This is a genomic window from Deinococcus aerolatus (assembly GCF_014647055.1).
Taxonomy (GTDB): domain Bacteria; phylum Deinococcota; class Deinococci; order Deinococcales; family Deinococcaceae; genus Deinococcus; species Deinococcus aerolatus.
Window position 1 is genome coordinate 213,082 of sequence record NZ_BMOL01000003.1, and the last position, 23,661, is coordinate 236,742.

At 70.5% G+C, this 23,661-nt stretch carries 22 protein-coding genes; 9 read left to right on the forward strand and 13 right to left on the reverse strand.

Annotated features, from left to right (window positions below; all coding sequences use genetic code 11):
- Positions 1–167: 167 nt before the first annotated feature.
- The 4 genes from IEY31_RS05485 (at position 168) to serA (ending at position 4,158) form a co-directional block, all read left to right on the forward strand.
- Entirely contained in the window at positions 168–1,262 is a 1,095-nt protein-coding gene (locus IEY31_RS05485; RefSeq protein WP_188969784.1) for a peptidoglycan DD-metalloendopeptidase family protein, read from the forward strand.
- Between the two features lie 66 nt (positions 1,263–1,328).
- Complete coding sequence (locus IEY31_RS05490; protein ID WP_188969786.1) at positions 1,329–1,760, forward strand: PaaI family thioesterase; 432 nt, start codon at positions 1,329–1,331, stop codon at positions 1,758–1,760.
- Between the two features lie 38 nt (positions 1,761–1,798).
- The gene (gene aat, locus IEY31_RS05495; RefSeq protein ID WP_188969787.1) at positions 1,799–2,419 is read left to right on the forward strand and encodes a leucyl/phenylalanyl-tRNA--protein transferase; all 621 of its coding nucleotides are present in this window, start codon (positions 1,799–1,801) and stop codon (positions 2,417–2,419) included.
- Positions 2,420–2,523: 104 nt separating this feature from the next.
- Positions 2,524–4,158 carry a phosphoglycerate dehydrogenase gene (gene serA, locus IEY31_RS05500; protein ID WP_188969789.1) on the forward strand — a complete coding sequence of 545 codons (1,635 nt, stop codon included), beginning with the start codon at positions 2,524–2,526 and terminating at the stop codon, positions 4,156–4,158.
- Between the two features lie 133 nt (positions 4,159–4,291).
- On the opposite strand, the gene IEY31_RS05505 is transcribed toward serA, so the two are convergent.
- Entirely contained in the window at positions 4,292–4,915 is a 624-nt protein-coding gene (locus IEY31_RS05505) for a superoxide dismutase (protein WP_188969791.1), read from the reverse strand.
- A gap of 212 nt (positions 4,916–5,127) precedes the next feature.
- On the opposite strand from IEY31_RS05505, the gene IEY31_RS05510 reads away from it, so the two are divergent.
- Positions 5,128–6,807 carry a chloride channel protein gene (locus IEY31_RS05510; protein WP_188969793.1) on the forward strand — a complete coding sequence of 560 codons (1,680 nt, stop codon included), beginning with the start codon at positions 5,128–5,130 and terminating at the stop codon, positions 6,805–6,807.
- A 111-nt stretch (positions 6,808–6,918) separates the two neighbouring features.
- Here IEY31_RS05510 and IEY31_RS05515 read toward each other — a convergent pair whose 3' ends face one another.
- From IEY31_RS05515 to IEY31_RS05525, 3 genes are all read right to left on the reverse strand, one after another.
- Positions 6,919–7,644, reverse strand: a complete 726-nt coding sequence (locus tag IEY31_RS05515) for a DUF4388 domain-containing protein (protein WP_188969796.1) — start codon at positions 7,642–7,644, stop codon at positions 6,919–6,921.
- A gap of 79 nt (positions 7,645–7,723) precedes the next feature.
- Positions 7,724–9,202: an NAD(P)H-hydrate dehydratase gene (locus tag IEY31_RS05520; RefSeq protein WP_188969798.1), complete on the reverse strand. Its 1,479-nt coding sequence runs from the start codon at positions 9,200–9,202 to the stop codon at positions 7,724–7,726.
- 91 nt (positions 9,203–9,293) lie between these two features.
- Complete coding sequence (locus IEY31_RS05525; RefSeq protein ID WP_188969800.1) at positions 9,294–10,142, reverse strand: tetratricopeptide repeat protein; 849 nt, start codon at positions 10,140–10,142, stop codon at positions 9,294–9,296.
- A gap of 216 nt (positions 10,143–10,358) precedes the next feature.
- On the opposite strand from IEY31_RS05525, the gene IEY31_RS05530 reads away from it, so the two are divergent.
- On the forward strand, positions 10,359–10,727 hold the full coding sequence (locus tag IEY31_RS05530; protein ID WP_188969802.1) for a hypothetical protein: 369 nt from the start codon (positions 10,359–10,361) through the stop codon (positions 10,725–10,727).
- A 55-nt stretch (positions 10,728–10,782) separates the two neighbouring features.
- Here the strand turns inward: IEY31_RS05530 and IEY31_RS05535 are convergent, their stop codons facing one another.
- The 5 genes from IEY31_RS05535 to IEY31_RS05550 all read right to left on the reverse strand — a co-directional run bounded on the left by IEY31_RS05535 (position 10,783) and on the right by IEY31_RS05550 (position 15,520).
- The gene (locus IEY31_RS05535; RefSeq protein WP_188969804.1) at positions 10,783–12,477 is read right to left on the reverse strand and encodes a VanW family protein; all 1,695 of its coding nucleotides are present in this window, start codon (positions 12,475–12,477) and stop codon (positions 10,783–10,785) included.
- Between the two features lie 159 nt (positions 12,478–12,636).
- Positions 12,637–13,899: an aspartate aminotransferase family protein gene (locus tag IEY31_RS05540; protein WP_188969806.1), complete on the reverse strand. Its 1,263-nt coding sequence runs from the start codon at positions 13,897–13,899 to the stop codon at positions 12,637–12,639.
- Between the two features lie 101 nt (positions 13,900–14,000).
- On the reverse strand, positions 14,001–14,129 hold the full coding sequence (locus IEY31_RS18910; RefSeq protein WP_268238922.1) for a hypothetical protein: 129 nt from the start codon (positions 14,127–14,129) through the stop codon (positions 14,001–14,003).
- Between the two features lie 3 nt (positions 14,130–14,132).
- The gene (locus tag IEY31_RS05545; RefSeq protein ID WP_229723341.1) at positions 14,133–14,879 is read right to left on the reverse strand and encodes a DMT family transporter; all 747 of its coding nucleotides are present in this window, start codon (positions 14,877–14,879) and stop codon (positions 14,133–14,135) included.
- Entirely contained in the window at positions 14,876–15,520 is a 645-nt protein-coding gene (locus IEY31_RS05550) for a pyridoxamine 5'-phosphate oxidase family protein (protein ID WP_188969808.1), read from the reverse strand. Before IEY31_RS05550 ends, IEY31_RS05545 begins: the two co-directional genes overlap by 4 nt.
- A gap of 17 nt (positions 15,521–15,537) precedes the next feature.
- Here IEY31_RS05550 and pdxR point away from each other — a divergent pair, with 17 nt between their 5' ends.
- On the forward strand, positions 15,538–17,001 hold the full coding sequence (pdxR, locus tag IEY31_RS05555; RefSeq protein ID WP_188969810.1) for a MocR-like pyridoxine biosynthesis transcription factor PdxR: 1,464 nt from the start codon (positions 15,538–15,540) through the stop codon (positions 16,999–17,001).
- A gap of 28 nt (positions 17,002–17,029) precedes the next feature.
- Here pdxR and IEY31_RS05560 read toward each other — a convergent pair whose 3' ends face one another.
- Positions 17,030–17,602, reverse strand: a complete 573-nt coding sequence (locus IEY31_RS05560; RefSeq protein ID WP_188969812.1) for a cob(I)yrinic acid a,c-diamide adenosyltransferase — start codon at positions 17,600–17,602, stop codon at positions 17,030–17,032.
- Between the two features lie 78 nt (positions 17,603–17,680).
- Between IEY31_RS05560 and IEY31_RS05565 the strand changes: the two genes are divergently transcribed.
- Positions 17,681–18,871 carry a molybdopterin molybdotransferase MoeA gene (locus IEY31_RS05565; protein WP_188969814.1) on the forward strand — a complete coding sequence of 397 codons (1,191 nt, stop codon included), beginning with the start codon at positions 17,681–17,683 and terminating at the stop codon, positions 18,869–18,871.
- A gap of 34 nt (positions 18,872–18,905) precedes the next feature.
- On the opposite strand, the gene IEY31_RS05570 is transcribed toward IEY31_RS05565, so the two are convergent.
- Genes IEY31_RS05570 through IEY31_RS18610 form a run of 3 tightly spaced genes read right to left on the reverse strand, consistent with a single transcriptional unit; the run spans position 18,906 to position 22,605 of the window.
- The gene (locus IEY31_RS05570; RefSeq protein ID WP_188969816.1) at positions 18,906–19,808 is read right to left on the reverse strand and encodes an adenylyltransferase/cytidyltransferase family protein; all 903 of its coding nucleotides are present in this window, start codon (positions 19,806–19,808) and stop codon (positions 18,906–18,908) included.
- Complete coding sequence (locus tag IEY31_RS18605) at positions 19,805–21,256, reverse strand: nicotinate phosphoribosyltransferase (RefSeq protein ID WP_268238923.1); 1,452 nt, start codon at positions 21,254–21,256, stop codon at positions 19,805–19,807. Before IEY31_RS18605 ends, IEY31_RS05570 begins: the two co-directional genes overlap by 4 nt.
- Positions 21,253–22,605, reverse strand: coding sequence for an MFS transporter (locus IEY31_RS18610; protein ID WP_229723342.1), 1,353 nt, complete (start codon positions 22,603–22,605; stop codon positions 21,253–21,255). Before IEY31_RS18610 ends, IEY31_RS18605 begins: the two co-directional genes overlap by 4 nt.
- Positions 22,606–22,785: 180 nt before the next feature.
- Between IEY31_RS18610 and nadE the strand changes: the two genes are divergently transcribed.
- A complete protein-coding gene (gene nadE / locus IEY31_RS05580) occupies positions 22,786–23,661 on the forward strand; it encodes an ammonia-dependent NAD(+) synthetase (protein ID WP_308424311.1) in 876 nt (291 codons plus the stop codon).

Consider the following 23,661-nt stretch of genomic DNA (forward strand, 5'->3'; position numbering starts at 1 on the left):
TGACAGCAACACAGGTCCACAAGGAGAAGTCGGCAAGTCTGCCGGCTTCTTTTTTGTGATCTACCTTCGCATGTGGCCGGGCGCGGATGGGCCTGGAAAAAAGCCTTCACCAGCCTTCAACCGCCGGTATATCAGCATTCTCACATGTTCCCCTTATTCTGCCCGGCATGAAAGACCGCGCCGCCGTGCTGCTTGCCTTTTCCCTGCTGTTCAGCGTCGCGGGGGCCTACACCGTGAAGAAGGGTGACACGCTGTACTCGATTGCCCGTGCCAACAACACCAGCGTCAACTCCATCATCCGCCTGAACAGCCTGAAGGGCACAGCCCTGGAAATCGGGCAACAATTGCGGATTCCTGGCGTGGCCCCCACCTCCAGCACCCCGGCCAGCAGCAAGCCCCCCCTGCCCGCGCCGCTGCCCCCCGAGCAGCTGACGCCCACGGCCGCCTCCAGCATTGCGGGCGTGACCGTGCGGGTGCCGCAGAGCCTGCGGATGGGCGAGGCGTTTGTGGTGCAGCTTTCCGGCGCGCGGGCCGGGCAGACCACCGTGCGCTTTCCCAGCGAGGTGGGCGAGGACGTGCGGATGCCGGGCGAGGTATTGAAGCCCATCGGGGCGGCAGGCGAGTACGTGGTGCTGGGCCGCGTGGTGCTGGGCAAGACGACGCCCGTGGTCTACGAGGTGGCGCTGGGCGGCGAGCTGATTCGCGGGCGCATTCCAGTGGTGGGTCTGGACCAGGCCATCCAGCACCTGAACCTGCCCCCACGCGTCAGCGGCGTGTTGCAGGACCCCGGCAAGGCTGCCGAGGACGCCGCCGTGGACCGGGCCTACGCACTGCGGACCCCCCAGGTGTGGACCCGTCCCTTCGCCCCGGCGCTGGCCAGGGGCAAGGCCACGAGCAGCAGCTTTGGGCAGCCGCGCACCTACGTGGCGGGCGGTGACGTGGCCTACCACTTCGGCACCGACTACCCCGCCCCGGTGGGCACGGGGGTACTGGCGGTGAACGACGGCACTGTGATTCTGGCGGGCAAGTACCCGGTGCGCGGCGGTCTGGTGGTGATTAACCACGGTGCGGGCGTGACCAGCCTGTACTTCCACCAGAGCAAGATTGCCGTCAAGCCCGGAGAGGTCGTCAAGCGCGGCCAGAAGGTGGGCGAGGTGGGCACGACGGGTCTGAGCGCCGGGCCGCACCTGCATCTTGAAATGCGCGTGCGCGGCGAGGGCACCAATCCGGCGAACTGGGTGGACCGGCTGTGGCCCAAATAAGCCCGGGACTGTGGCCCTGGCCCGCTGCCGAAAGAGCCGGGGCGCCGGGCTGCTACCCTGACCTACATGGCTGACCCCACCCTGCGCCCCATCCCCACACTGGACGAACTGCACCGACAGGGCGAGGGCAAGTTGCCCGGCCTGATCGGCATCCGGTTCACGCACGTTGAGTACGGACTGGTGCGCTCCGAGCTGACCCTGCGCGACGAGCTGCTGGCGCCCAACGGCTTCCTGCATGCGGCGAGCGTGGTGGCGCTGGCCGACACGACCTGCGGCTACGGCACGCGGGTGCTGCTGCCGGAAGGGGCCAGCAGTTTCACCACCATCGAACTCAAGAGCAACCATCTGGGCACGGCGCGTGAGGGCACCATCACCTGCGAGGCCAGAAGCGTGCACGCCGGACGCACCACCCAGGTCTGGGACGCCGAGGTGCGCGGCCCGGCAGGCAAGGTGATGGCGCTGTTCCGCTGCACCCAGGCGGTGCTGTATGGCCGGTAAACCCGCTGGGGCCACACCGGCCCGTTGTCCGCGCTGAGATGCCCACCGCCGCCCACTTTCTGAGGCACCCCGACCCCCTGACCCGCGAGGTCGCGCAGAACTATGCGGACGGTGCCTTCCTGATGGACAACGGGGACGGCGTGCAGTGGTACAGCGTGCCGGGCCGCGCCCTGGTGCCGCTGACCGAGGACGCCGGCCTGCACATTGCCCGGCGGTTGCGCCGCGAGCTGCCGCGTTTCGAGGTCCGGGTGGACACCGCCTTCGGCGAGGTGATTGAGGGCTGCCGGGGCCGTCTGGCCGGAGCACCGCTGCGGGACGGCGAGTGGATCAGCCCGGAGCTGGCGGAACTTTACGGGCACCTGCACGACACCGGCCTGGCCCACTCCTTCGAGGTCTGGCGGGACGGTGAGCTGGCGGGCGGCGTCCTGGGGCTGGCGCTGGGCGGCGCGTTCATCGCCGAGAGCAAGTTTCACCGGGTCACGAATGCCAGCAAGGTGGCCGTGATCCGGCTGGCCGAATACGTGCGGGCCAGAGGATTCATTCTGCTGGACGCCCAGATCCAGAACCCGCATCTGGAGACGCTGGGCGTCTATGAGGTCACGGACCGCGAGTACGCGCCCCTGCTGGCAGCGGCGTTGCGGGTGAACGCCGCGCTCTGAGCGCGGCCCTGGCAGGGACGTTCAGCACAGTCCAGCCCCCATCTCCGGCACGACGGGCTAGATCAACCGCCCCCCGGCCGCCCCGCGCGGCTTACCCTCTGGACATGAGCGCTCCTGCCCCTGCCCCCACCGATCAGGCCCCGCAAGTGCTGCGCGTGCTGATCTGCGACGAGATGAACCCCGGCAATCTGGACCACGGCGGCTTCCAGATCGATTACGAGGGCAACATGGACCGCGCCGAGACCCTGCGCCGCCTGCCGGAGTACGACGCCCTAATCACCCGCAGCCGCACCAAGGTGGACCGCGAACTGATCGACGCCGCCGGACCGCGCCTGAAGGTGATCGGGCGCGGCGGCGTGGGCGTGGACAACATCGATCTGGAGTACGCCAGCCTGCGCGGACTGCTGGTGCTGAACGCCCCCGAAAGCAACAACGTCTCGGCGGCGGAACTGGCCGTGATGCACCTGATGGCGGCGGCACGCGGCCTGACCCGCTCGGACCGCAAGACGCGGGCGGGCGAGTGGGACCGCAAGTTTCTGGGCCTGGAACTCAAGGACCGCACGCTGGGCATCGTCGGCCTGGGGCGCATCGGCAGCATGGTGGCAGACCGCGCCCAGGGTCTGCGGATGACCGTGGTGGCCTACGATCCCTACGTTCCCGACAGCAAATTCGAGCGCCTGGGCGTGACCCGCGCCGCCTCGCTGGACGGGCTGCTGGAGCAGGTGGAGTTCCTGACCGTCCACACCCCCCTGACCGAGGAAACAACCGGCATGATCGGCGCGCGTGAACTGGCGCTGATGAAACCTGACGCCATCGTGGTCAACGCGGCGCGCGGCGGCATCATCGAGGAGCAGGCGCTGGTGGACGCCCTGCACAGCGGGCACCTGTTCGGGGCCGGGGTGGACGTGTTCGTGGACGAGCCGCCCACCGCCGATCACATCTTCCTGGGGGCGCCCAACCTGGGCATCACCGCCCACCTGGGGGCCAACACCCGCGAGGCCCAGGAACGGGTGGGTGCCGAGATCGTCTCACGCGTCCTGGCCGCCCTGCACGGCGACGTGAGCAAGGGCGCGGTCAATGCCCCGGCGCTGGACCCCAAGACCCTGGAGGCGCTGGGCGGCTACCTGGACCTGGGCGAGAAACTGGGCCGCATTCAGGCGCAGCTGCTGCCCGGCGCGCACGACATCGAGATCACCTTCCGGGGTGAGTTCCCGGTGGACCCGGCCCCGGTGGTCTCCGGTGTGCTGGTGGGCTACCTGTCGGGCAGCACCGACGAGCGGCCCAACATGATCAACGCCCGCGCCCTGGCCAGGGAGCGCGGCCTGAATCTGGCGGTGCGCGAACAGACCGACAGCCCCGATTACCAGACCGAGGTGATCGTGAAGGTCAGCACCCAGGGACCCACCCAGGGGCCGGACAGGGCCCGCACCCGCACGGTGGGCGGCACGGTCTTCGGCAAGAGCCCGCGCCTGACCCGCCTGCGCGACTACCGCGTGGAGCTGGAACCCGAAGGCTACATCCTGATCGCCAGCAACCAGGACAAGCCGGGCGCGGTGGCCCAGCTCAGCACGCTGCTGGGCACCTGGGGCGTGAACATCGCCGGGATGGCCCTGGGCCGCGCCCAGCGGGGCGGAGAGGCCCTGTTCACCCTGACCCTGGACGAGGGCCTCAGCGCCGGGCAACTGCAGGCGGTGCGCGATCTGGACGTGATCGACAGCGCCTATCTGGTGCGGGTGTAGGCCGTATTCCGGGGCCTGGCCCAGCACCTTAACCACGTCACGGTCAGCAGGCGCCCGGGCATCGACAAAAAGTGCCCCCCGGCCACACTCGGCCAGGGGGCATCTTCAAATCGATCTCCTTAATTCAAGTGGGTTACTTGGCAGCGGCGTAACGCCGGGCCACCTCGTCCCAGTTCACGACGTTCCAAAAGGCTTCCAGGTAATCGGGACGCTTGTTCTGGTAGTTCAGGTAGTAGGCGTGTTCCCACACGTCCACGCCCAGCACCGGGGTGCCGCTCGTGCCGGAAATCGCCTCGCCCATCAACGGGTTGTCCTGGTTGGCGGTGCTGACCACGGCCAGTTTGCCGTTCTGCACAACCAGCCACGCCCAGCCACTGCCGAAGCGGGTCTTGGCGGCGTCCTCGAACTTCTTCTTGAAGTCCTCGAAGGAACCGAACGCACCCTCGATGGCGGTCATCAACTCACCGCCCGGCTGCGTGTTGCCCTGCGGCCCCATGACGGTCCAGAACAGGCTGTGGTTGGCGTGGCCACCGGCATTGTTGCGCAGGGCCATCTTCTTGTCGGCCGGCACACTGTCCAGCTTCGTGATCAGCTCCTCGACGGGCATGTCGGAGAACTCGGTGCCTTCCAGCGCCTTGTTGGCGTTGTCCACGTAGGCCTGGTGGTGCTTGTCGTGGTGGATTTCCATGGTGCGGGCGTCGATGTGGGGGGCCAGAGCGTCGTAGTCGTAGGGCAGGGGGGGAACTTGGTAAGCCATATCAGTCTTTCTCCTTGCAAGCCGAAGCCGGAGGCACGCACCGTGCGCGCACTCCCTGCTTTCGCAAAAACTACCCCCAGCTTACCCGCCACACCCCAATTCTCAGGAAAGCATGAATTTTTAGGCCACCCTAAGATGAGAAGCAGGCCCCGTCACGCAGCGGGGTGGGGCAAGCCGTCTGCACCGCCACTTTGCTCTAGCATGGGCCGCGTATGCGTTCACCGTTCCCCCGCGCCGTGTTGACCCGTCTGGAAACGGGACGGCTGGTGGTTCTCAGCGTACTGGTGGGGGCGCTGGTGGGCGGCCTGAGCATTCTGCTGCGCCTGCTGCTGGAAGCGGCGCTGCGCCTGGGCGCCCTGGTCACCGGCTACGCGCCGCCCGGCACCCCCGGCGAGGCCGGCCTGCTGATGGCCTTCGGCGATGCGCTGCCGTGGGGCCTGCTGGCGCTGCCGGTGCTGGGCGCGCTGTACACCTGGCTGGTGCCCGCCTCGGCCGGAGACGCGCTGGGCCAGCTGGTGCGCGGCTACCACGCCCGCGGCCAGTGGCCCGGTCCCCTGATGCAGCTGCGTACCCTGCTGGGCACGGTCCTGGCCTACGGCGCGGGCCTGCTGGTGGGACGAGATTCGGCCTTTACGGTCACGGGCCAACTGGGCGCGCGGCTGCTGGGCCGCTTCACGCGGCTGGACGCGGTGGAGGCCCGTACCCTGACCCTGGCCGGGGCGGCGGCGGCGCTGGGCGCGGTGCTGCACGCCCCCCTGGCCGCCGCCGTGCTGATCGCGGAGGTGCTATACCGCCGCTTCGAGTTCGAGTTCGAGGTGGTCATGCCCTGCGTGCTGGCCGCCGTGGCCGGGACCGCCGTGTACGGACTGGCCTTCGGCTTCACGCCGCTGCTGAGCGTCCCGGAACTGGGCGTGCCAGCGCTGGCCCAGCTGCCGGCGCTGCTGGGGGTGGCGCTGATCGCCACGCTGGCCGGGTGGCTGTCGGTCCAGGCGGTGCGGACCCTGCCCACACGCTGGGCCGGGGGCCGCTGGCGTCCCGTGCTGGGCGGCCTGTTCGGGCTGGCCACCGCCGCCCTCGCCGTGTACGCCACCCCCGGCGTGCTGGGCGACGGCAGCGGCTGGGTGCAGCTGGGGGTCTCGGATTTTGTGGGGGCCGAGGCAGGCGCGCTGGGCGCGTGGCGCTGGCTGCTGCTGGCCCTGGGCGCGCGGCTGGCCTTTGGGGGCGGCGTGCTGCCCTCGGTGGGGGTGGGCGGGTTGATCGGTGCGGGGCTGGGCAGCGCGGCGGGCGTGGACCCGGCGCTGGCCACGTTAATCGGTCTGGTGGCCTACCTGACCGTGACCCTGAACGTGCCGCTGGCCGCCGCGCTGCTGGCCGTGGCCTGGGGCGGCGAGGCCCTGCTGCCCAGCGCGCTGCTGGCCGCCGGGCTGGCCCACGTTCTGAGCGGCACGAGTGGTCTGGTGCCCGGCCAGGTCGAGGCCCGCGCCCAGAGCGGCGTCCATCAGGGCGGACCGGGGTTGATCGGCGGTCTGGCCCAGCTGCCCGATTCCGTGCGTTTTATCCCGCGCCGCGCCCCGGAAGCGTCTGCCGACGCGCCCGCCGTCCTCTACGATGACCTGACCCCGCAGCCCGCCGATACACCGACCGAAACTACAGGCAGCACAGGCGCCGAGCGCGAGCTGTACCGCCGGGGCGTGCCGCCGAGCTGGCGCGGCGCACGGCTCAAGCTGCTGAGCCTGCCGCCGGGCGTGGAGGTGGTGGGCATCGTCCGCGACGGCAGCGTGCGGCTGACCCATCCCGAGATGCGCCTGACCCCCAACGACGAACTGGTGTTCCTGGCCCGCCCGGATGCCTACGCCGCCCTGGAAGGCCTGCTGCGGCTGCCGGGGGCCTGAGCTGCAGAAGTGGGGATCCGGGTGATTGCTGTTCCCGTCCCAGATATTGGCCTGGACATCATGGGTAAACGTACTTTTGTCCTGCGGTCCATCCAGAGGGGTGGTGAGCGGTCAACTTGGCTCCGGCACAGGTACGGGGCTGTACCGCTGTTCCCAGACCAGGTCGCGCAGTACCCAGCCGCTGCCGGGAAAACGCAGGCCCAGGCGCAGCTCGCCCAGCAGGTAGTCGCGCACGTCGCGCTGGGGCAGGCCCGCATGGACGGCTTCCCCCAGCGTGCGCTTGCCGTTCAGGTGACGGGCCACCGGATGAACCCTGGCCCGCTGACCGGCAGGCTGCAGCCGCAACCGGTACCATTCGTAGCGGTCCACCGGCAACACGCGCCCCTGCTTGAGTGCCCCCACCACCAGCTGCGCGGCCTGGAACACCGGAAGGTCCAGCTCGCGGGCCGCGCCGCGCACCGAGAAGCCGCCCTGGGTTCCAAAGGGAAACAGGTCACCGTGAAAGCAGTGGCTGGGGCTGCCGATGATCTCGCAGACCTTCTCCCACTCGTCACTGACCCGCGCCCAGTCGGTCGACAGATGTTCGTAGGGCCCCAGCGGCTGCCCCGCTACCGGGCGCTGCGTGAAGTCGAAGGTACCGCTCTCCGGCAGCAGCGGGCTGGCGTACAGCGCGTCCAGCCCCATCCAGTCCAGAATGCCGCCGGAAATAATCTCACCGCCCACGAACGTCACGGTATAGGGCACCTCGGCCTGGACGTCCAGCACGCCGGTCTGCCGGGTCGCGTGAATCAGTTCCAGAATGCCCAGCAATGGTAGGTCGGAGAGAAGTCCCTGCACAGTACCGGTACGGTATGCCGGGCACTCTTACCGCACTCCCACTTTTGCGGAACGGTCCAGACTTAACTGAAGCCAGGTTCTACAGCTCCAACAGATTCCGCCAGGCGGCCCCCAGTTCCTCCGAGACGTCGGTGGCGGTCAGGCCGTAGCCGTGCGTGGCTGCGGCACGTTCGCCCGCGCGGGCGTGCAGCCTGACCCCCGCGACGGCCGCGTCGGCCGCGTCCAGACCCTGGCCCAGCAGCGCCGCCAGGATGCCCGACAGCGTGTCGCCCATGCCCCCGGAGGCCATCCCTGGATGTCCGCCGCGCGAGACGGTCAGGGACCCCCCCCCGTCTCCCCCCGACGCGACGACGCTGGGGCCGCCCTTCAGGACCACCGCGCCGCCCAGCAGCTGTTGCAAGGCCCGCGCGGCCGCCAGCGGATCGCGGGTGACCTGCGCCGTCCCGGTGCCCAGCAGCCGCGCGGCCTCGCCGGGGTGCGGGGTCCAGATGCACTGCGGGTGGCCGTGGCCCGCCAGCTCAGGGGACAGGGCATCGGCGTCCAGCACGGTGGGCACCCCCCAGGTCAGCACCTCGCGGGCCACCTGCACGGCCTCCGGTCCCAGACCCATGCCCAGCGCCACGGCGTCCGGCAGTGCCCCCTTGTGCAGTTCGGGCAGGGCCGTGGCCCAGTCCGCGTGCCGCCGGACCATCAGTTCAGGCGTGACGAGCGGCACGTCCGCCAGCGAGTGAACGGTGACCAGTCCTGCCCCGGCCCGCAGCGCTCCCTGGCCTGCCAGCGCCGCCGCCCCCACCGTGCCGGAGTGGCCGCCCACGACCCAGACCCGGCCCGCCGTGCCCTTGTGCGCGCCCGTGGTGCGAACGGGCAGCAGCGCGGCCACCTCTGCGTCACCCGGGCGGGTGGCAAGTGCCTCGGCGCGCACCCACGCGGGCGGCACGCGCAGGGGCACCAGCGTCACCCGCCCCGCCCGCGTGGCCGGGGCGCCAAACAGCAGGGCCGCCTTGAGGCCCATCAGGGTAACGGTCATGTCGGCCTCCACGCTCAGGTCCGGCAGGGCCGCGCTGGACGCATCCAGACCGCTGGGCAGGTCAATGGACAGCACCGGAACCCCCGCGTCGTGGGCGGCGTTCAACGCCCCCATCACCCCGGCCAGGGCCGGACGCAGCGGCGGCACGAAGCCGGTGCCCAGCAGGCCGTCCACCAGCACCCCGGCGGAGGCGGAGGCGCGGCGCAGGGCGGCCACAAGGAGGGGTTGCACCTCGCCGCCAGTGGCCCGCAGACGGCGGCGGTTCAGGCGGGTCAGTGGGTGCTTACTCGGCTGTGCCAGCACGCGCACCGTCCGGCCCAGGGTCAGCAGGTGGCGGGCAGCCACCAGAGCGTCCCCACCGTTGGCCCCGCCGCCTGCCAGCAGCAGCACCGGCCCCTCCGGAAAGGAGGCCTGAACCGCATCGGCCACCGCCCGCCCGGCCTCCTCCATCGTCAGGTCCAGCAGCCCGGCGCTTTCCAGCCGGGCGTCTACCCGCCGCGCGCCGCCAGGACTCAGGATAGATTCGCTCATGCCCGCTTATAGCGCACCCCATGCGACGGCGCCCACGCCACGGCCTGGTGGCAGAAGGCTATGACCGAACCGTCTGCCTTGTCAACGGGCGCTAGGTCAACGCGCCGCGCAGGGCCAGGAACAGCACCAGCACCACCACGGCGATCAGCACCCAGCGCATTCCCTTGAACAGCGGGTTGGCCGCGAACTGCGCCTTGACCTCGGCGTCGGCGTCCTCCTTGGAGCGCTTCATGCCCAGCCGCTGGCCGCGCCGGATCGAGCGCACCGCCTCGCCCATCTTGCCCTGGCGGCGCAGCGCCACGCCCAGATTGTGGTGGCCGCCGTCGTAATCGGGATTCAGGCGAATCACCTCGCGGTATCGGGCCTCGGCCCCGGCGTAGTCGCCCGCCTCGATGTCCAGATTGCCCAGGTTGGTCAGCGCGCGGTAGTGGCCCGCATCGGCCTCCAGCGCCTGCTCGAACAGCGTCCTGGCCCCGGCCCCCTGTTCCTGCAACGCCATCAGCACGCCCTGGATGTTCAGCGCCTCGGCCCGCGTCAGGGGCTCGCTCAGCGCCGGGGCCAGTCCGGCGGCCAGGATCTCCGGGTCCGGCTCCTTGAGGTGGGCGGCCAGAGCCTCCAGGGCCGTGGCCAGCACGTCTGGATCGGCGACGCGGCGCAGCACGCTCAGCTCGGCGGCGTCGGCCTTGCCCGCCAGCGCCTCGCGGTAATCGGCCAGCGCCCGGCGCGCCGAGGGGTAGCGCCGCGCCCGCACCGTTTCCTGAAAGCGGAACACCGCCTCCAGCGCCTCCTGGATGTCGGGGCCGGCTCCGTTCACGCGCGAGACGGCCAGCGCGCGCCGCCACTCTCCGGCGCGAATGACCTCGCCCAGATCGGGCAGGGCGGCGGGGGCAGCGGCGGACGGCTCCGCTGGCCTGGAACTGGAACGAACGGGATCAGACATCAGGGCCGATGATATGCCGTGCAGGGACGGGCGAGGGCGGCGGGCTTCGCATTCCGGCTGGCCCGCTCACTGCTCTACCCCACTCCTGGCAACGGAAGCTGACTGGACGCGGCGGGACTGGAGGCGGTCTGCAACAACCCCGCCGCGCGCCCCCCCTCCAGACACTCCCGAGTCGCCGGACAGTTGCCACCCCCGCGCTGTGGCAGCATGGGTGGCGTGAATGCTTCCTTTCTCCCACGCACCGCCCTGATCACCGGCGTGATCATCGGCGCGCTGAATATCGTGTTTGGCGGCCTGGAATACGGCTTTGCCAGCCTGCCCGTCTGGTTCTATCTGGTGCAGCTGCTGCTGATTCCCGCCATGCTGGTGCCCATGTTCTACTTTCCGCAGGCCGCCGTCGCACATGACTACCTGCGCCGGGCCGCCTACTTCGCCATGGGCTGGGCCGTTCCGTTCGCCATCTACAAGTTCTCGCTGGACGTGCTGAGCCCCACCTTCAGCCCCGCCGCCTCGCTGAGCAGCTACGTCGTCGTGATCGCCGCCTTCTCGCTGATCATGGCGGCCATCCGCAAGCCGATGAAGTAGGCTCCCGCTCCCTTTTCGTTGCTCGACGTCCGGCTGCCCGGTGTGCGGCGCCCGCCTAGCTCGGCCCAACCTCGTACACCGCCTGCCACGGCTTGTAGACGGTGCTGGTTCTGTCGGTGCGCACGCCGCTGGCGTCCTTAATGGTGCGCTGAATGTACAGGCTGTAGCCGTCGGCCGCCCAGTCCACCTGCCGGGTGATGCCGGGGCGCAGGTTCGGGTTGACCACGTACTTGGCCGGCGGGTGCGCCTTGCGCGACAGGATCACGGCGGGACTGACCGTGACGGTGCGCTGCGGCTTGACGCCCCAGACCTGCACCTCCAGCGTGCTGGCCGCGTCATCGTTGATGGTTCGGAGGATCAGCGGACCGCCGGTGTCGTTGCCGAACTTAAGGTCCAGCCCCGGATCGTAGACGGCGGCCTCGAAGCCCACCTGCGGCTCGTAGTAGCCCACGCGGTAGGAGTGCTGGTTGCGCTCCACCACCGGCAGCCCGGCCCCGTACATCGCCCGGAAGGCCGTGGTGCTGACCTGACACACGCCGCCGCCCAGCCCGTCCACCGTGCGCCCACCGCTGATGATCAGCCCGCCCACGAAGCCGTTGTCCGCCGTGATACTGCCCAGGCTCTCCAGAAAACTGAAGGTCCCCTCCGCCGGAACCACCGCGCCGTCGATCTTGGCGGCGGCGTTGGCGACGTTGGTGCGCCGCTCGGGGCTGCTGTTGTAATAGGTGCTGACGCCGGTGTGGATCAGTTCCAGCCGGCTGGCGTCGGGCAACTGCGCCAGCGTCAGCGTGGGGCTGACCTTCTTGGACACCAGGGTCATGCTGGTCCTGTCCGCGTCCAGCACGCCTGTACGGAACGCCGCGTAGGCCGCCTGCTGGGTGACACGCCCCGCCTTCTCGGGCACCTTGACCAGCTTGTCACCCTTGAAGGCGAAGCGGGCGTTCCGCGCCGGCTGGTCAATGAATCCGGTCAGCAACGCGAACGCCCGCTTCAGGGCCGCCTCGTCCGGAACGATGCCCTGCGGCTTGACCCAGTACAGGTTGGCCACCTGCAGCGGTGTCAGCACGCCCTTGCGCGTGGTCCCGGCCAGCGTGACCCCGAAGGGCCGCATCAGCGCGTTGCCCCGGTTCACGTGGCCCTGCAGCACGTCGGCGGTGTACTGCGCCTTCCACTCCCGGACCGGAACCCGGATGGTGGTGGACGTGGGTGCGGCAGCATAGATCGTGGCGGCTGCGGCCGCGTCGTACTGACGGCCCGGCGCGTCCCTGACCGTCACGGCGTACTTCAGCGTTTTGGAATCAAAGGCCACGGCGGCATTCCTCGGCTGCGCGTTCAGGCTGCCGGTCAGAGTGGACAGCGTCGCCCTGGCCACCGCCGCGTCAACCGCCGCGATCAACGGAAAATCCTGCGGCTGCTCCTGGCCGATCACGTCCCTGACCCGCTGTACGAGGGTGCGCTCAGCGGTGGCCCTCTCAGCGGCGGCCACGCTGGTTGCGGCGTCAGCGTGCCAGCCCAGCTGATCGGCCCCCAGCGTCCAGGTCTGCTCGCGGGCCGTGACCGTTATCTGGGGGGCGGCGGCGGCGCGGTCACCCAGAACCGCCAGCGCCTGATCGCGGGTCAGGCCGCCCACATCCACGCCCGCCACCGTCAAGCCCGGCGCCAGCCGGTCCCCGGCGCTGGCCGCCACGCCCACGGCCAGGGCTCCACCCAGGAGTACTGCCGCCGAAACACCCATCACCCAGAACTTCACAGGTTCCAGTGTAAGGAGATTCACCGTGGGGTGTGAGAGATTTTCACACTCTGGCGCGGGTGTTGCGGCGGTTTGCCCCTTTGTTCGCCCCAGTCGAACACACACAAAAGCTGGGGGCCAGTCCGCAGACCCGCCCCCAGCCTCATCCCGAAAAAGCGTCTACTCGCTCTGCTTCTCCTCGGCCTGCGCGGCCAGCTCGGCCTGACGCTCGGCGCGGGGATTAACGCCGCTCAGCACGCGTGCGAAGGCGTCCACCACCTGATCAATCTGCTCTCTGGTGATCGTGATGGGCGGCAGGAACCGCACCACCAGCGGCGTCGCCTGCAGGGCCATCACGCCCTCGTCGTGTTCCAGGGCAGTGATGTACGGCGCGCTCTTTTCCTTGAGTTCCACGCCGATCATCAGGCCCATGCCGCGCACCTCGCGGATCTTGGGAGACTGAATGGCGCGCAGCCGTTCCATGAAGTACGCGCCCTTCTCGCGGGCCTGCTCGGCCATGCCCTCGCGCTTCATGGCGCGGATCGCGGCGAGCCCGGCGGCCATGCTCAGCGGGTTGCCGCCGAAGGTGGTGCCGTGGCCGCCAGCAGGCATGCGGTCGGCCACCTCGCCGGTCATCACGAACGCGCCGATGGGCACGCCGCCCGCCATCGCCTTGGCCAGCGTCATGCCGTCGGGGGTCACGCCGAAGTGTTCAGTGGCGAACATCTTGCCGGTGCGGCAGAACCCGGTCTGGATCTCGTCCAGAATCAGCAGCGCGCCCTTCTCCCTGGTGATGCGGCGGGCCTCCTGAATAAATTCCATGGTGGCGGGACGCACGCCGCCCTCGCCCTGCACCGGCTCCAGAATGACGGCGGCGGTTTCCTCGGTCACGGCGCCACGCAGTTCTTCAATGTTGCCGTAGGTCACGAAGTCCACGTTCTTATTGTCCACGGCGTCGCCGAAGGGTTCGCGGTACTTGGGCTCCCAGGTCAGGGCCAGCGCACCCAGGCTGCGTCCGGAGAAACCGCGTTTCATGCTCACGAAGCGCTTGCGGCCTGTGCCGGTGATGGCGAACTTCTTGGCCGCCTCCATCGCCTCGGTGCCGGAGTTGCACAGGAACACGCGGTCCAGGCCCGCCGGCAGGATGCCCACCAGTTCCTGCAGGAACTCGGCGCGTTTGTCGTTGGGCACACTCTGGGGCATAACCATCAACCGGCCCGCCTGCTCCTGGATGGCCTTGACCACGTCCGGGTGGCTGTGGCCAATGTTGGCGACGCCGTAGCCCGCCACGCAGTCGATGTACGAGCGCCCGTTCTCGTCCCAGACGGTGGCGCCCAGGCCACGCACCATCACGACCTCGTGTTTGTTGTACACGCCGCTGTCGTGCTTGAGTTCGGCGGCCAGCCACTTGCTTTGGGTCTTGCTTTCAGGGGTTGCGGTCATAGATTCCTCCGTTTGAGATCAGTGTAGGCGTCGTGGGCGAAAAAGACGGTCAGGTGTCCAGCCTTCTGGACCGGGCGTGCTGAACTGGGCGGGGGCGGGGCTCAGACCGGAACCGGCGGACGGGCGCGTCTGGGCCGCAGGTTCAGCAGCGCCAGCCCGGCCAGGATGACGCCCACGCCGACGACCGACAGCACGCCCACCCGCTCCCCGGCCACCGCGCCCCAGAACAATCCCTACACCGGCAGCAGGTAGGTCACCCCCACCACCTGCGTGCTGGAAACGCGCGACAGCAGGCCGTAGTACAGCAGGTACGCGAACCCGCTGCCGAACACGCCCAGAAACAGCATGGACAGCACGGCCTGCGAGGTCAGGGCCGAGGGCGCGGGGCCAAGCAGGGCGGCGGGCAGCAGCATCACCCCGGCCAGCGTCAGCTGCGTGGTGGCCAGGCCCACCGGGTTCAGGCCGCCCAGCGTGCGCTTGGCGATCACGGTGGCAATGGCGTAGCCCAGCCCCGCCGCCGCCAGCACCGTCACCCCAAGTGTGCTGGCGTGCCCGCCGCTGAGGCCGCCAAAGACCGTCAGGCCCACGCCGCCCAGCCCGATCAGCACGCCCAGAATGACGCGGACGCTGGGGGCGATCTCGCGCACGCCCAGGCTGATCATCAGCGTGAACAGCGGCGTGGTGGCGTTCAGGATGGCGGCGATGTTGCTGGACACGGTCAGCTCGCCCCACGCGAAGAAGGTCCACGGCACCACGTTGTTGAAAAAGGCCACCAGCAGCAGCGGCTTCCACAACCCTGCGGGCGGCAGCGTGTGGCGGCCCAGCCGCAGCGCCAGCCACAGCACCGCCGCGCCGAACACGCACCGGAGCAGCGCCATCCACAGCGGCGGGAACACGTCGCCGCCCCACTTGATCAGCAAAAAGGAAATGCCCCACACGGCCGAGAGCAGAAAAAGCTGGAAAGCGTCCTGACGGGTCACGGCCTGACTCTAGCGGCATCGGGAACAGCAGGGCCGGACAGAGCGGGGCGCAGGCGGGCCAGTTCCGGCGTCAGCGCGGGCCAGTCTTCGGTCTGGTCGGCTCCCGGCGCCCAGTTTTCCTTGCCGCTCCAGCGGTCCACCGCCAGCGAGTAGACGCTGGTCCGGGCCAGGTCGCTGTCCAGAATCGGGCGGGTCTGCTGTCCGATCCGCAAGTCGGGAAACAGCCGTTCGGAAAGCACGCGCAGGGCTTCCCGCGCCTCCTCACGGTCTGCCAGCAGACGGGCCGTGCCGAACGCCACGACGCTGCGGTACTGCACCGACAGTTCCAGCGGATTGTTGCTGGGCAGCAGAGCGCCAATCTCGCTGGCCTCGAAGGTGGCCGGGTGGCCCTGCCCCACGTTCGCCCACAGCCGCCCGGTGATGTTGGTGTGGTACACGATGTCGTGCGTCTCGGGGCGGTAGGCGAAGGCCAGCGTGGTGATAAAGGGGAAAGGCTGCCCGTCCCCGGATTGCCACACGGTGGCCACCCGCCCGATCTCCACGCGGGCCAGCAGGGCGCGGACCCAGGCGTCCTCCCGGCGGTTCTGCGGGCGGCGGCTCACGCTGGGGTCACGCTGCTGGGGATCGTAGAAGTTGCTCACGCCGGTAGACTAGCCGGATGGTGGCCCCTCGCAAAGCTCCACTTCAGACCAGAATCAGCAGTCCACTTCCGGGGGAGCTGCCGGTGGCGCTGACCCTGGAGCGCGGCGTGGCCCGGCCTCTTCAAGCCCAGCTGGCTGACACCCTGCGGGCGGCGGCGCTGTCGGGCGCACTGCCCGCGGGCCTGACCCTGCCCGGCTCGCGCACGCTGGCCGCCGAGCTGGGCGTGACGCGCGGCGTGGTGGCCAACGCCTACGCGGAACTGGTGGCGGACGGCACGCTGGAGGCGACGGTGGGGCGCGGCACGCGCGTCTCGGCCGGGGCCGCGCAGGCCAGCAGTGCGGGCGGCGGCGCCCCCGGCTGGTTCGTGACTCCGCCCGCGGCCCCGGTGGACGGACCGGACCGGGCAGCCGGCATTCATTTCCGGGTGGGGGTGGCGACCACGGCCACGCTGGACACGCGGGCGTGGCGGCAGGCCTGGGCGGCGGCGGCGCGGGCCACTGTGTCTGGCGACTACGGCGATCCGGCGGGTGAACCGGAGGTGCGGGCGGCGCTGGCAGCGTTCGTGGCGCGGTCACGCGGCCTGAGTGCCCCGCCGGAGCGGGTGCTGGTCACGGCGGGTTCCCTGCAGGCGCTGAACCTGATCCTGCGCCTGCTGCCTCCCCAGTCCGGCGTGCTGTTCGAGGCCACCGGCTACCGGGCGGCGCGGCAGGCCATCCTGGACGCCGGGCACGTTCCTGTGCCGCTGGAGCAGGACGCGGACGGCCCGGTGGTCAGCGCCGACACGCCGCCGGCCCGGCTGGCCTACATGACGCCCAGCCACGGCTTCCCCCTGGGCGGGCGCATGAGCGTGCCGCGCCGGCTGGCCCTGCTGGAGTGGGCCGCCAGACACGACGCCCTGATCGTGGAAGACGACTACGACAGCGAATTCAGGTACGGCGCGTCGCCGCTGCCCACGCTGGCGGGCCTGGACCCCCAGGGCAACCGCGTGCTGTACCTGGGCACGCTGTCCAAGGTGCTGACGCCGGGCGTGCGGACCGGCTTCCTGATCGGCCCGCCTGCGCTGATGCCCGCGCTGGTCCGCGCCCGCACGCTGCTGGATTCGGGCCACCCGCTGCCGGTTCAGCACGCGCTGCTGCACCTGTTGCGAACGGGCGAGGTGGACCGCCACATTCGCCGCACGCGCCGCTGGCACGCCGGGGTGCGGGCGGTGCTGACCCGGGTGCTGGAGCCACTGGCCCCCCTGGCCACGCTGGGCGGCATCGAGGCCGGGCTGCACGTCTGCCTGTTTCTGTCGCCGCCCCTGGACGCGCGGGACGTCGCCGCCGAACTGTCCAGACGCGGCGTGTTCGTCTCCACGCTGGACACCTACACCTTTGCGGGCAGGGTGCCCAACGCCCTGCTGCTGGGCTACGGCGGCCTGACCATGCACGCGGCGGAAACGGGGGCGCGGGCAATTGCGCGGGTGGTCGCCGGGCAGTAGGACAGATTTCCCGCGCCGTTCTCCGTGCCTAGCGCCGGCCCTTCACCAGCCAGGCGTGTTCCTCGATTCCTGCGGCCTGGTTGGCCGCGCGGGCCATCACGAACAGCAGGTCCGACAGGCGGTTCAGGTAGATCTGCACCTCGCGGTTGGCCTCCTCCACTTCCAGCAGGCGGATCACCTCGCGTTCGGCGCGGCGGGCCACCGTGCGGGCAAGGTGCAGGGCGGCGGCGGCGGGCGTGCCGCCGGGGTGGACAAACCCCGTGAACGGGGGCGCGGCCTCCTGGTAGCGGTCGATCATCGCTTCCAGGAACGCGGCGTCCTGGGCGTCAATACGGCTGATCTTCTTCTCGTAGGTGGTGCCGGGCCGGGTGGCAAGGTCTGCGCCCAGATCGAACAGCGCGTTCTGCAGGTATTCCAGATCCTGGTCCAGGGTGGCGTCGGGCTTGTGGCTGCGGGTGTTGTGGGCACGGGCCAGGCCCACGGCGCTGTTCAGCTCGTCCACGGTGCCGTAGGCCTCCACGCGCGGGTGGGTCTTGCTCACGCGGTCCGCGCCGTACAGTCCGGTGGTGCCGCCGTCGCCCGTCTTGGTGTAGAGCTTCATGGGCACAGGGTAGTGGGTCCGGGGCGGCGGGAGGTGGGAATGGCGGCACAGCAGGGCCCGCCCTCTATGCTGTCCCCCATGTCCCAACCCACCTTTCCCATGCACGTCAGCGTGACCGAGGCCCGCGAGATGCTGGCCGCGCTGCTGCCCGCGCTGGACACCGAGACTGTTCCCGTCAGTCAGGCCCTGGGCCGCACGCTGGCCGCGCCTCTGGCAGCCAGGGTCAGCCATCCCAGCGCCACCGAGAGCGCCCTGGACGGCATCGCTGCGCGTGAGGCCGACACGCTGACCGCCGGCAAGGAAAGCCCGGTGCGGCTGAGGCTCGTCGGCGAGAGCCGCGCCGGGGTGCCGTTTGAAGGAACGGTGGGCGCGGGCCAGTGCGTGCGGATCTACACCGGGGCGCCGCTGCCCACAGGCGTGGACGCCATCTGCCCCGTCGAGGAATTGCAGGACGACGGTCCCGAGCACGTCCTGCTGCGGCGGCCTGCCTTTCCCAGCGACGTGCGTCACGAGGGCGGCGACTTCCGCGCGGGCGAGACGGTGATGGCGGCGGGCCTATGGCTGAGCGCTCCACGGGTAGCCCTGGCCGCCGCGCTGGGGCATGCCCACGTTCCGGTGCGCCGCAGACTGCGGGTGGCGCTGCTGTCCACCGGCGACGAGGTGATTGAGCCGGGGCAGGCCCTGAAGCCGGGGCAGGTCTACGACAGCAACCGCGTGGGACTTTCGGCCATGCTGCAAGAAAGCGGCTGCGAGGTCATCGAACTGGGCCACGCCCCGGACAGCCCCGAAGCCCTGCAGGCGGCCATCGGCCAGGCGGGCGGCGCGGACGTGCTGCTCACCAGCGGCGGCGTCAGCATGGGCCGATACGACTTCATGCGGGACCTGCTGATCGAGCGCGGCCGGGTGGCCTTCTGGAAGGTGCGGATGCGCCCCGGCGGCCCGGCCATTCTGGGCGGCTGGAACGGGCTGCCGGTGTTTGGCCTGCCGGGCAATCCGGTCAGCAGTCTGGTGGTGTTCCACGTGATCGTGCGCCCCGCCCTGACCGGACAGCCGGTGCAGAGTCTGAAGCTACGGACCGCCACGCCCTTCCGGGGCCTTGCGGACAAGACCGCCTTCTGGCGCGGCGTGATCAAAGGCGGCGAGGTCCACGACTACGGCCAGCAGGGCAGCGGCATCCTGCGCTCGCTGAGCGACGCGGACGCCCTGGTGATCGTTCCGGAGGGGGGGCCGGTAGCGGCCGGGGAGACGGTGGACGTGGTGCTGCTTTAGCCGCCCGCAGGCTCAGTTTTAACCATTCGCAAGCTCAGTCCAGCCCCAGCAGCCGCGTCAGGATGACGTGATGGTCCTCGAAGAAGCGGCGCGGGCGGGCCAGGGCCGTCGCCAGCGGGACCGAGTGGAACCCGAAGGCGGGCGGCGGCACCCCCAGAAAAACGTGCGCGGCGGCCGGGGCCACCAGTGAGCGGGCTGGGTGAGCGAACACCGCCTCTGCCCCGGCACGGGGCTGTTCACCCGGCGGCAGCTGGCATCCCGGCAACTCCCACAGCCCGCGCCCGATGGGACCGAGCCGGGTGTGCAGGGCCACCCTCTCCCCTGCCCGCCACAGCCAGCGTTCCTCGGTCAAGTGGAGGCCTGGGGGCAGGGCGGCACGGGCCACGGTCACCGCCTGCCACTCGGCCTGCAGCCGGGCGAAGGCGGGCGTGGAGACGAAGGCGCTCAGGAATGCCTGGACGGCGGCGGGTACCCCGGCAGGCAGAGCCTGGCCCCCGAACAGGACGCGGCGCAGGTCCGTGGCGTTCAGCCCCGGCGTCTGAGGAACGTTCAGGCGGGACCAGCCGGGAAACCAGCGCAGGTAGGCGCTGCTGGCGTCCTTCTCAAATCCGCCCAGCGCCAGCGCCGCCGCTGGGCCGAACACGGCGGCGGCCTGCTCGCGCACCGCCGCCGCCCAGCGTTCGGCATCGAAGTCATCGGGCAGCGGACGGAAGGTCACACGCCTGACGTCGGCCCCACCGTCACGCAGGGCGGAGCGGAACATGCCGGTGCGTTCGGGGGCGCTCCAGGGGTTGTGGACGCTGCGGGCCAGGTTGGCGCTGCCCACCAACACCAGCACGCGCGGCGCGTGCTTCAGGGCGTGCTGGACGCTGCCGACATGTGCGGCGTGCGGCGGCTGGAACCGTCCCACGTAAACCGCGCCGGCAAGCGGGCTCATCCCAGTCCGGCCCTCAGTTCCGCGCTGACCCAGTCGCGCAGGCCAGACACGTCCGCGCCCAGACTGACGCGGTAGACGTGCGGATTGAGCAGTCGGCGCGTCTCGGCCGGCAACCGGGCCAGTTCCTGGCGGGCGCGGGCCTGGATGCCGGGCAGCGCGACGGCAGGCTGGGTGCGTCGGCCCCCGGCCATGACGGTCTGGCGGGCGTCTTCCCACCGCAGGGCAGTCGGCAGACGGCCCGAGCGCAGCGGATTGGTGGGGTCGCTGACCGCCTGCCCCGGCTGCGGTTCGTCGCCCAGTGTCAGCACGTCCCAGCCAAAGGTGCCGTCCGCGCCCTGCCCGCGCCACACCCGCTTGACCCCCGGCAGGCTGGACTTGACCGGATCGCCGGTCAGCTTCATGCGCGGCCGGCCGTCCAACTGCGCCAGTTTGTATACGCCGCCCAGCGCCCCGCCCCCCGGCCCGCCCGCCGTGGCCAGCTGCGTGCCGACGCCGTAGACGTCCACCCGCCCGCCCTCAGCGATGATCGCGGCGATCACCGATTCGGACAGGTCATTGCTGGCCACGATCTTCACGTCCCCAAAACCCGCCGCGTCCAGCGCAGCGCGTACCGTGCGCGACAGGTAAGCCAGGTCACCGCTGTCCAGGCGCACGCCGCGCAGCTCATGGCCCGCCGCACGCAGCTCACGCGCCACCGTCAGGGCATTGGGCAGGCCGCTGCCCAGGGTGTCTACCGTGTCCAGCAGCAGCGTGGTGCTGTCCGGATAGACCCGCGCGTAGGCCCGGAAGGCACCCAGCTCGTCAGGAAAACTCTCCACCCAGGCGTGGGCGTGCGTGCCGGTCAGCGGCAGCCCGAGGCGCTGCCCGGCCTGCACGTTGCTGGTGCCGGTGGCTCCGCCCACGAACGCGGCCCGCGCCGCGCTGAGCGCTCCGTCCGGCCCCTGGGCACGGCGCGCACCGAACTCGATCACCTCGCCCCCGTGGGGGCTGGACTGCGCCGCCAGCACGCAGCGGGCCGCCTTGGTTGCCACCAGGGTCTGGAAATTGAGGGTGTTGAGCAGCATGGTCTCGACGAGTTGCGCCTCCCACAGCGGGGCCGTGACAGTCAGCAGCGGCTCGTACGCGAACACCACGCTCCCCTCGGCAAAGGCGTCGATCTGACCGGAAAAGCGCCAGTCGCGCAGGGCGGCCAGAAAGTCAGCCTGAAACAGGCCCAGGGTGTCCAGATAAGCCAGTTCCTCTGCGGCAAAGCGCAGGCTCTCAAGGGTCTCCAGCATCTCCTCCAGCCCGGCCCAGACCGCGTAACCGCCCTTGTAGGGCAGGCGGCGGAAGTTCAGGTCGAACACCGCCGTCTGCGTGTGCAGTCCGGACGCGAAGTAGCCCTGCATCATGGTGAGCTGGTACAGGTCCGTCAGCAGCGGTGAGGGCTGCGGGGCACCGGAGCTCACGCCACTGCCTCGGGCAGCTGCTGGCCGCGCGTCTCGGTGCCGATGGCCCAGGCGCAGGCGGCGGCCACAGCGAACAGGGCGGCAAACAGACCCAGCGCCACACCCAGGTTGCCGGTCAGCAGCAGCGCCCCCACGCCCGGCGACAGCACGCTGGCCACCCGCGCCATGCCGCTGACCAGCCCCATGCCGGTGGTCCGCAGTGGGGTGGGAAACAACTCCGGCGTGTAGGCGTACAGCGCCCCCCACGCCCCCAGCAGCGCGGCTGAGAGCAGGCCCAGTGCCAGCAGCACGGCTGCGGGCGTGCTGGCCACCAGAAACAGAAAGGCCCCCAGCGCACTGACCGCCAGAAACCCGGTCAGGGTGACGCGGCGGCCCACCCGCTCGACCAGCCACGCCGCCAGCAGATACCCCGGCACCTGGGCCAGCGCCAGCAGCAGGGTGGTGCGGTAGACCTCGCCCAGCTCCAGCCCCCCGGCCTTCAGGAAGCTGGGCAGCCACGAGAAGATGCCGTAGTAGCCCAGGCTCAGGCCGAACCACACGGCGGCGAGCAGCGCCGTGCGGCGCCGCAGCGTTCCGGAGAACAGGGCAGCGGGCGTCACGCGCTCCGGGCGTGCGGGAACCAGCAGCGGCGCGTCCGGGAGGATTACACCGTTGACGCGGGCCACCCGCTCCAGCGCCCGCCGGGCGCCCGCCGCGTCCCCACGGGCCAGCAGCGAACGCGGCGAATCCGGCACGCCCAGCCGCGCCAGCAGGCCCACCAGCCCCGGCAGGGCGGCCAGCCCCAGCAGCCATCGCCAGCCCTCGGCAGGCGGCAGGGCAGTGCTCAGCGCCCAGGCCAGTCCGGCAACCAGCACCGTGCCCAGCGCCCAGAAACTTTCCAGATACACCAGAAAGCGCCCGCGCCACACGGTGGGAATGAATTCCGCCATCATGGCGTAGTCTACCGGCAGCGTTCCGCCGATGGCGAAGCCGGTCAGGAAACGCAGCGTGACCAGCAACGCCACCGTGGGCGCAAACGCTCCCAGCACCCCAAAGACCACGCCCAGCGCCACGGTGATCAGAAAGACCGTGCGGCGGCCCACCCGGTCGGCCAGCCAGCCCCAGAACAGCGCGCCCACCAGCATGCCCGCAAAGGTGGCGCTCAGCAGGCCGGTGGCCTGAGCCGAGCCGCGCTCCAGGCCGAACGCCGCGCTGATGCCAGGCAGGGCGAAGCCCACCAGCAGCACTTCCATCGCATCCGAGGCCCAGGTCAGGCCGCAGATCGCCAGCAGCCGCCACTGAAACCGGCCCAGCCCCAGCGTATCGATGGCCGCGTCAACCGACTGGCCAGAAGAATCTGAAGTGCCCACCGCGAGAGTGTACGGGCTGCCGGTCCTGCCCTGACCGCAAAGGCCCGGACCCTCCCGGTAATCGGGGGCCGATTGAGGCGGCGTGTCTTTCTCCGGTTGGCCCTTCGGCTGGAGGCGGATGACGGAACCCCCAAGCCGGCCGCGCTGGTCCCCGCTGCGTTTCTCGCCAATACTTGTCTCATGACCCCGCCCACCTCGCCACACGTCCCGGCCCCGCATAACGTGTCGCTGCGTGACCGCATTCGCCGTGAGCTTCAGGTACTGCCCGAGATTGATCCGGCCGGGGAAGTCGAGCGGCGGGTCAGCTTTCTGGCCGAATACCTGGAGGGCACCCCGGCGCGCGGTTTCGTGCTGGGCATCAGCGGCGGGCAGGACAGCACGCTGGCCGGGCGGCTGTGTCAGCTGGCCGCCCAGCGGCGGCGGGAGGCGGGGCATGACGCAACGTTGACCGCCATGCGGCTGCCCTACGGCGTGCAGGCCGACGAGGCCGATGCCCAGACCGCGCTTGAGTTTATTCGTCCCGACCGCTGCGTGACCGTGAACATCCAGGCGGCAGTGGACGCCAGTGCCGGGGCGGTCCGCGCCGCCACCGGGGAAATGCTGCGCGACTTCGTGCGCGGCAACATCAAGGCGCGCGAGCGCATGGTGGTGCAGTACGCACTGGCCGGCCAGGAGGGGCTGCTGGTGGTGGGCACCGATCACGCCGCCGAGGCGGTCACCGGCTTCTACACCAAATACGGAGACGGCGGCGCGGACGTGACTCCCCTGAGCGGCCTGAGCAAACGGCAGGGCGCGCAGCTGCTGCAGCATCTGGAGGCCCCCGAGCGCACCTGGCGCAAGGTGCCCACCGCCGACCTGGAAGATGCGCGCCCCGGCCTCCCCGACGAGGCGGCCCTGGGCCTGACCTACGCCCAGATTGACGACTACCTGGAGGGCCGCGAGGTCACGGACGCGGTGGCCCGGCGTCTGGAGGGGATGTACCTGAATACCCGCCACAAGCGGGCCATGCCCGTGACCCCCCAGGACGGGTGGTGGCGGGGGGAACCGGGGGAATGA

What these genes read in the sequence shown, in the direction of transcription:
- pdxR (WP_188969810.1), top strand. Translation starts at nt 15,538, where the DNA reads ATGGTGGCCCCTCGCAAAGCTCCACTTCAGACCAGAATCAGCAGTCCA.
- IEY31_RS05565 (WP_188969814.1), top strand. Translation starts at nt 17,681, where the DNA reads ATGTCCCAACCCACCTTTCCCATGCACGTCAGCGTGACCGAGGCCCGC.
- IEY31_RS05525 (WP_188969800.1), bottom strand. Translation starts at nt 10,142, where the DNA reads ATGTCTGATCCCGTTCGTTCCAGTTCCAGGCCAGCGGAGCCGTCCGCC.
- aat (WP_188969787.1), top strand. Translation starts at nt 1,799, where the DNA reads ATGCCCACCGCCGCCCACTTTCTGAGGCACCCCGACCCCCTGACCCGC.
- serA (WP_188969789.1), top strand. Translation starts at nt 2,524, where the DNA reads ATGAGCGCTCCTGCCCCTGCCCCCACCGATCAGGCCCCGCAAGTGCTG.
- IEY31_RS05560 (WP_188969812.1), bottom strand. Translation starts at nt 17,602, where the DNA reads ATGAAGCTCTACACCAAGACGGGCGACGGCGGCACCACCGGACTGTAC.
- IEY31_RS05540 (WP_188969806.1), bottom strand. Translation starts at nt 13,899, where the DNA reads ATGACCGCAACCCCTGAAAGCAAGACCCAAAGCAAGTGGCTGGCCGCC.
- IEY31_RS05505 (WP_188969791.1), bottom strand. Translation starts at nt 4,915, where the DNA reads ATGGCTTACCAAGTTCCCCCCCTGCCCTACGACTACGACGCTCTGGCC.
- IEY31_RS05490 (WP_188969786.1), top strand. Translation starts at nt 1,329, where the DNA reads ATGGCTGACCCCACCCTGCGCCCCATCCCCACACTGGACGAACTGCAC.
- IEY31_RS05570 (WP_188969816.1), bottom strand. Translation starts at nt 19,808, where the DNA reads ATGAGCCCGCTTGCCGGCGCGGTTTACGTGGGACGGTTCCAGCCGCCG.
- IEY31_RS05510 (WP_188969793.1), top strand. Translation starts at nt 5,128, where the DNA reads ATGCGTTCACCGTTCCCCCGCGCCGTGTTGACCCGTCTGGAAACGGGA.
- IEY31_RS05520 (WP_188969798.1), bottom strand. Translation starts at nt 9,202, where the DNA reads ATGAGCGAATCTATCCTGAGTCCTGGCGGCGCGCGGCGGGTAGACGCC.
- nadE (WP_308424311.1), top strand. Translation starts at nt 22,786, where the DNA reads ATGACCCCGCCCACCTCGCCACACGTCCCGGCCCCGCATAACGTGTCG.
- IEY31_RS05485 (WP_188969784.1), top strand. Translation starts at nt 168, where the DNA reads ATGAAAGACCGCGCCGCCGTGCTGCTTGCCTTTTCCCTGCTGTTCAGC.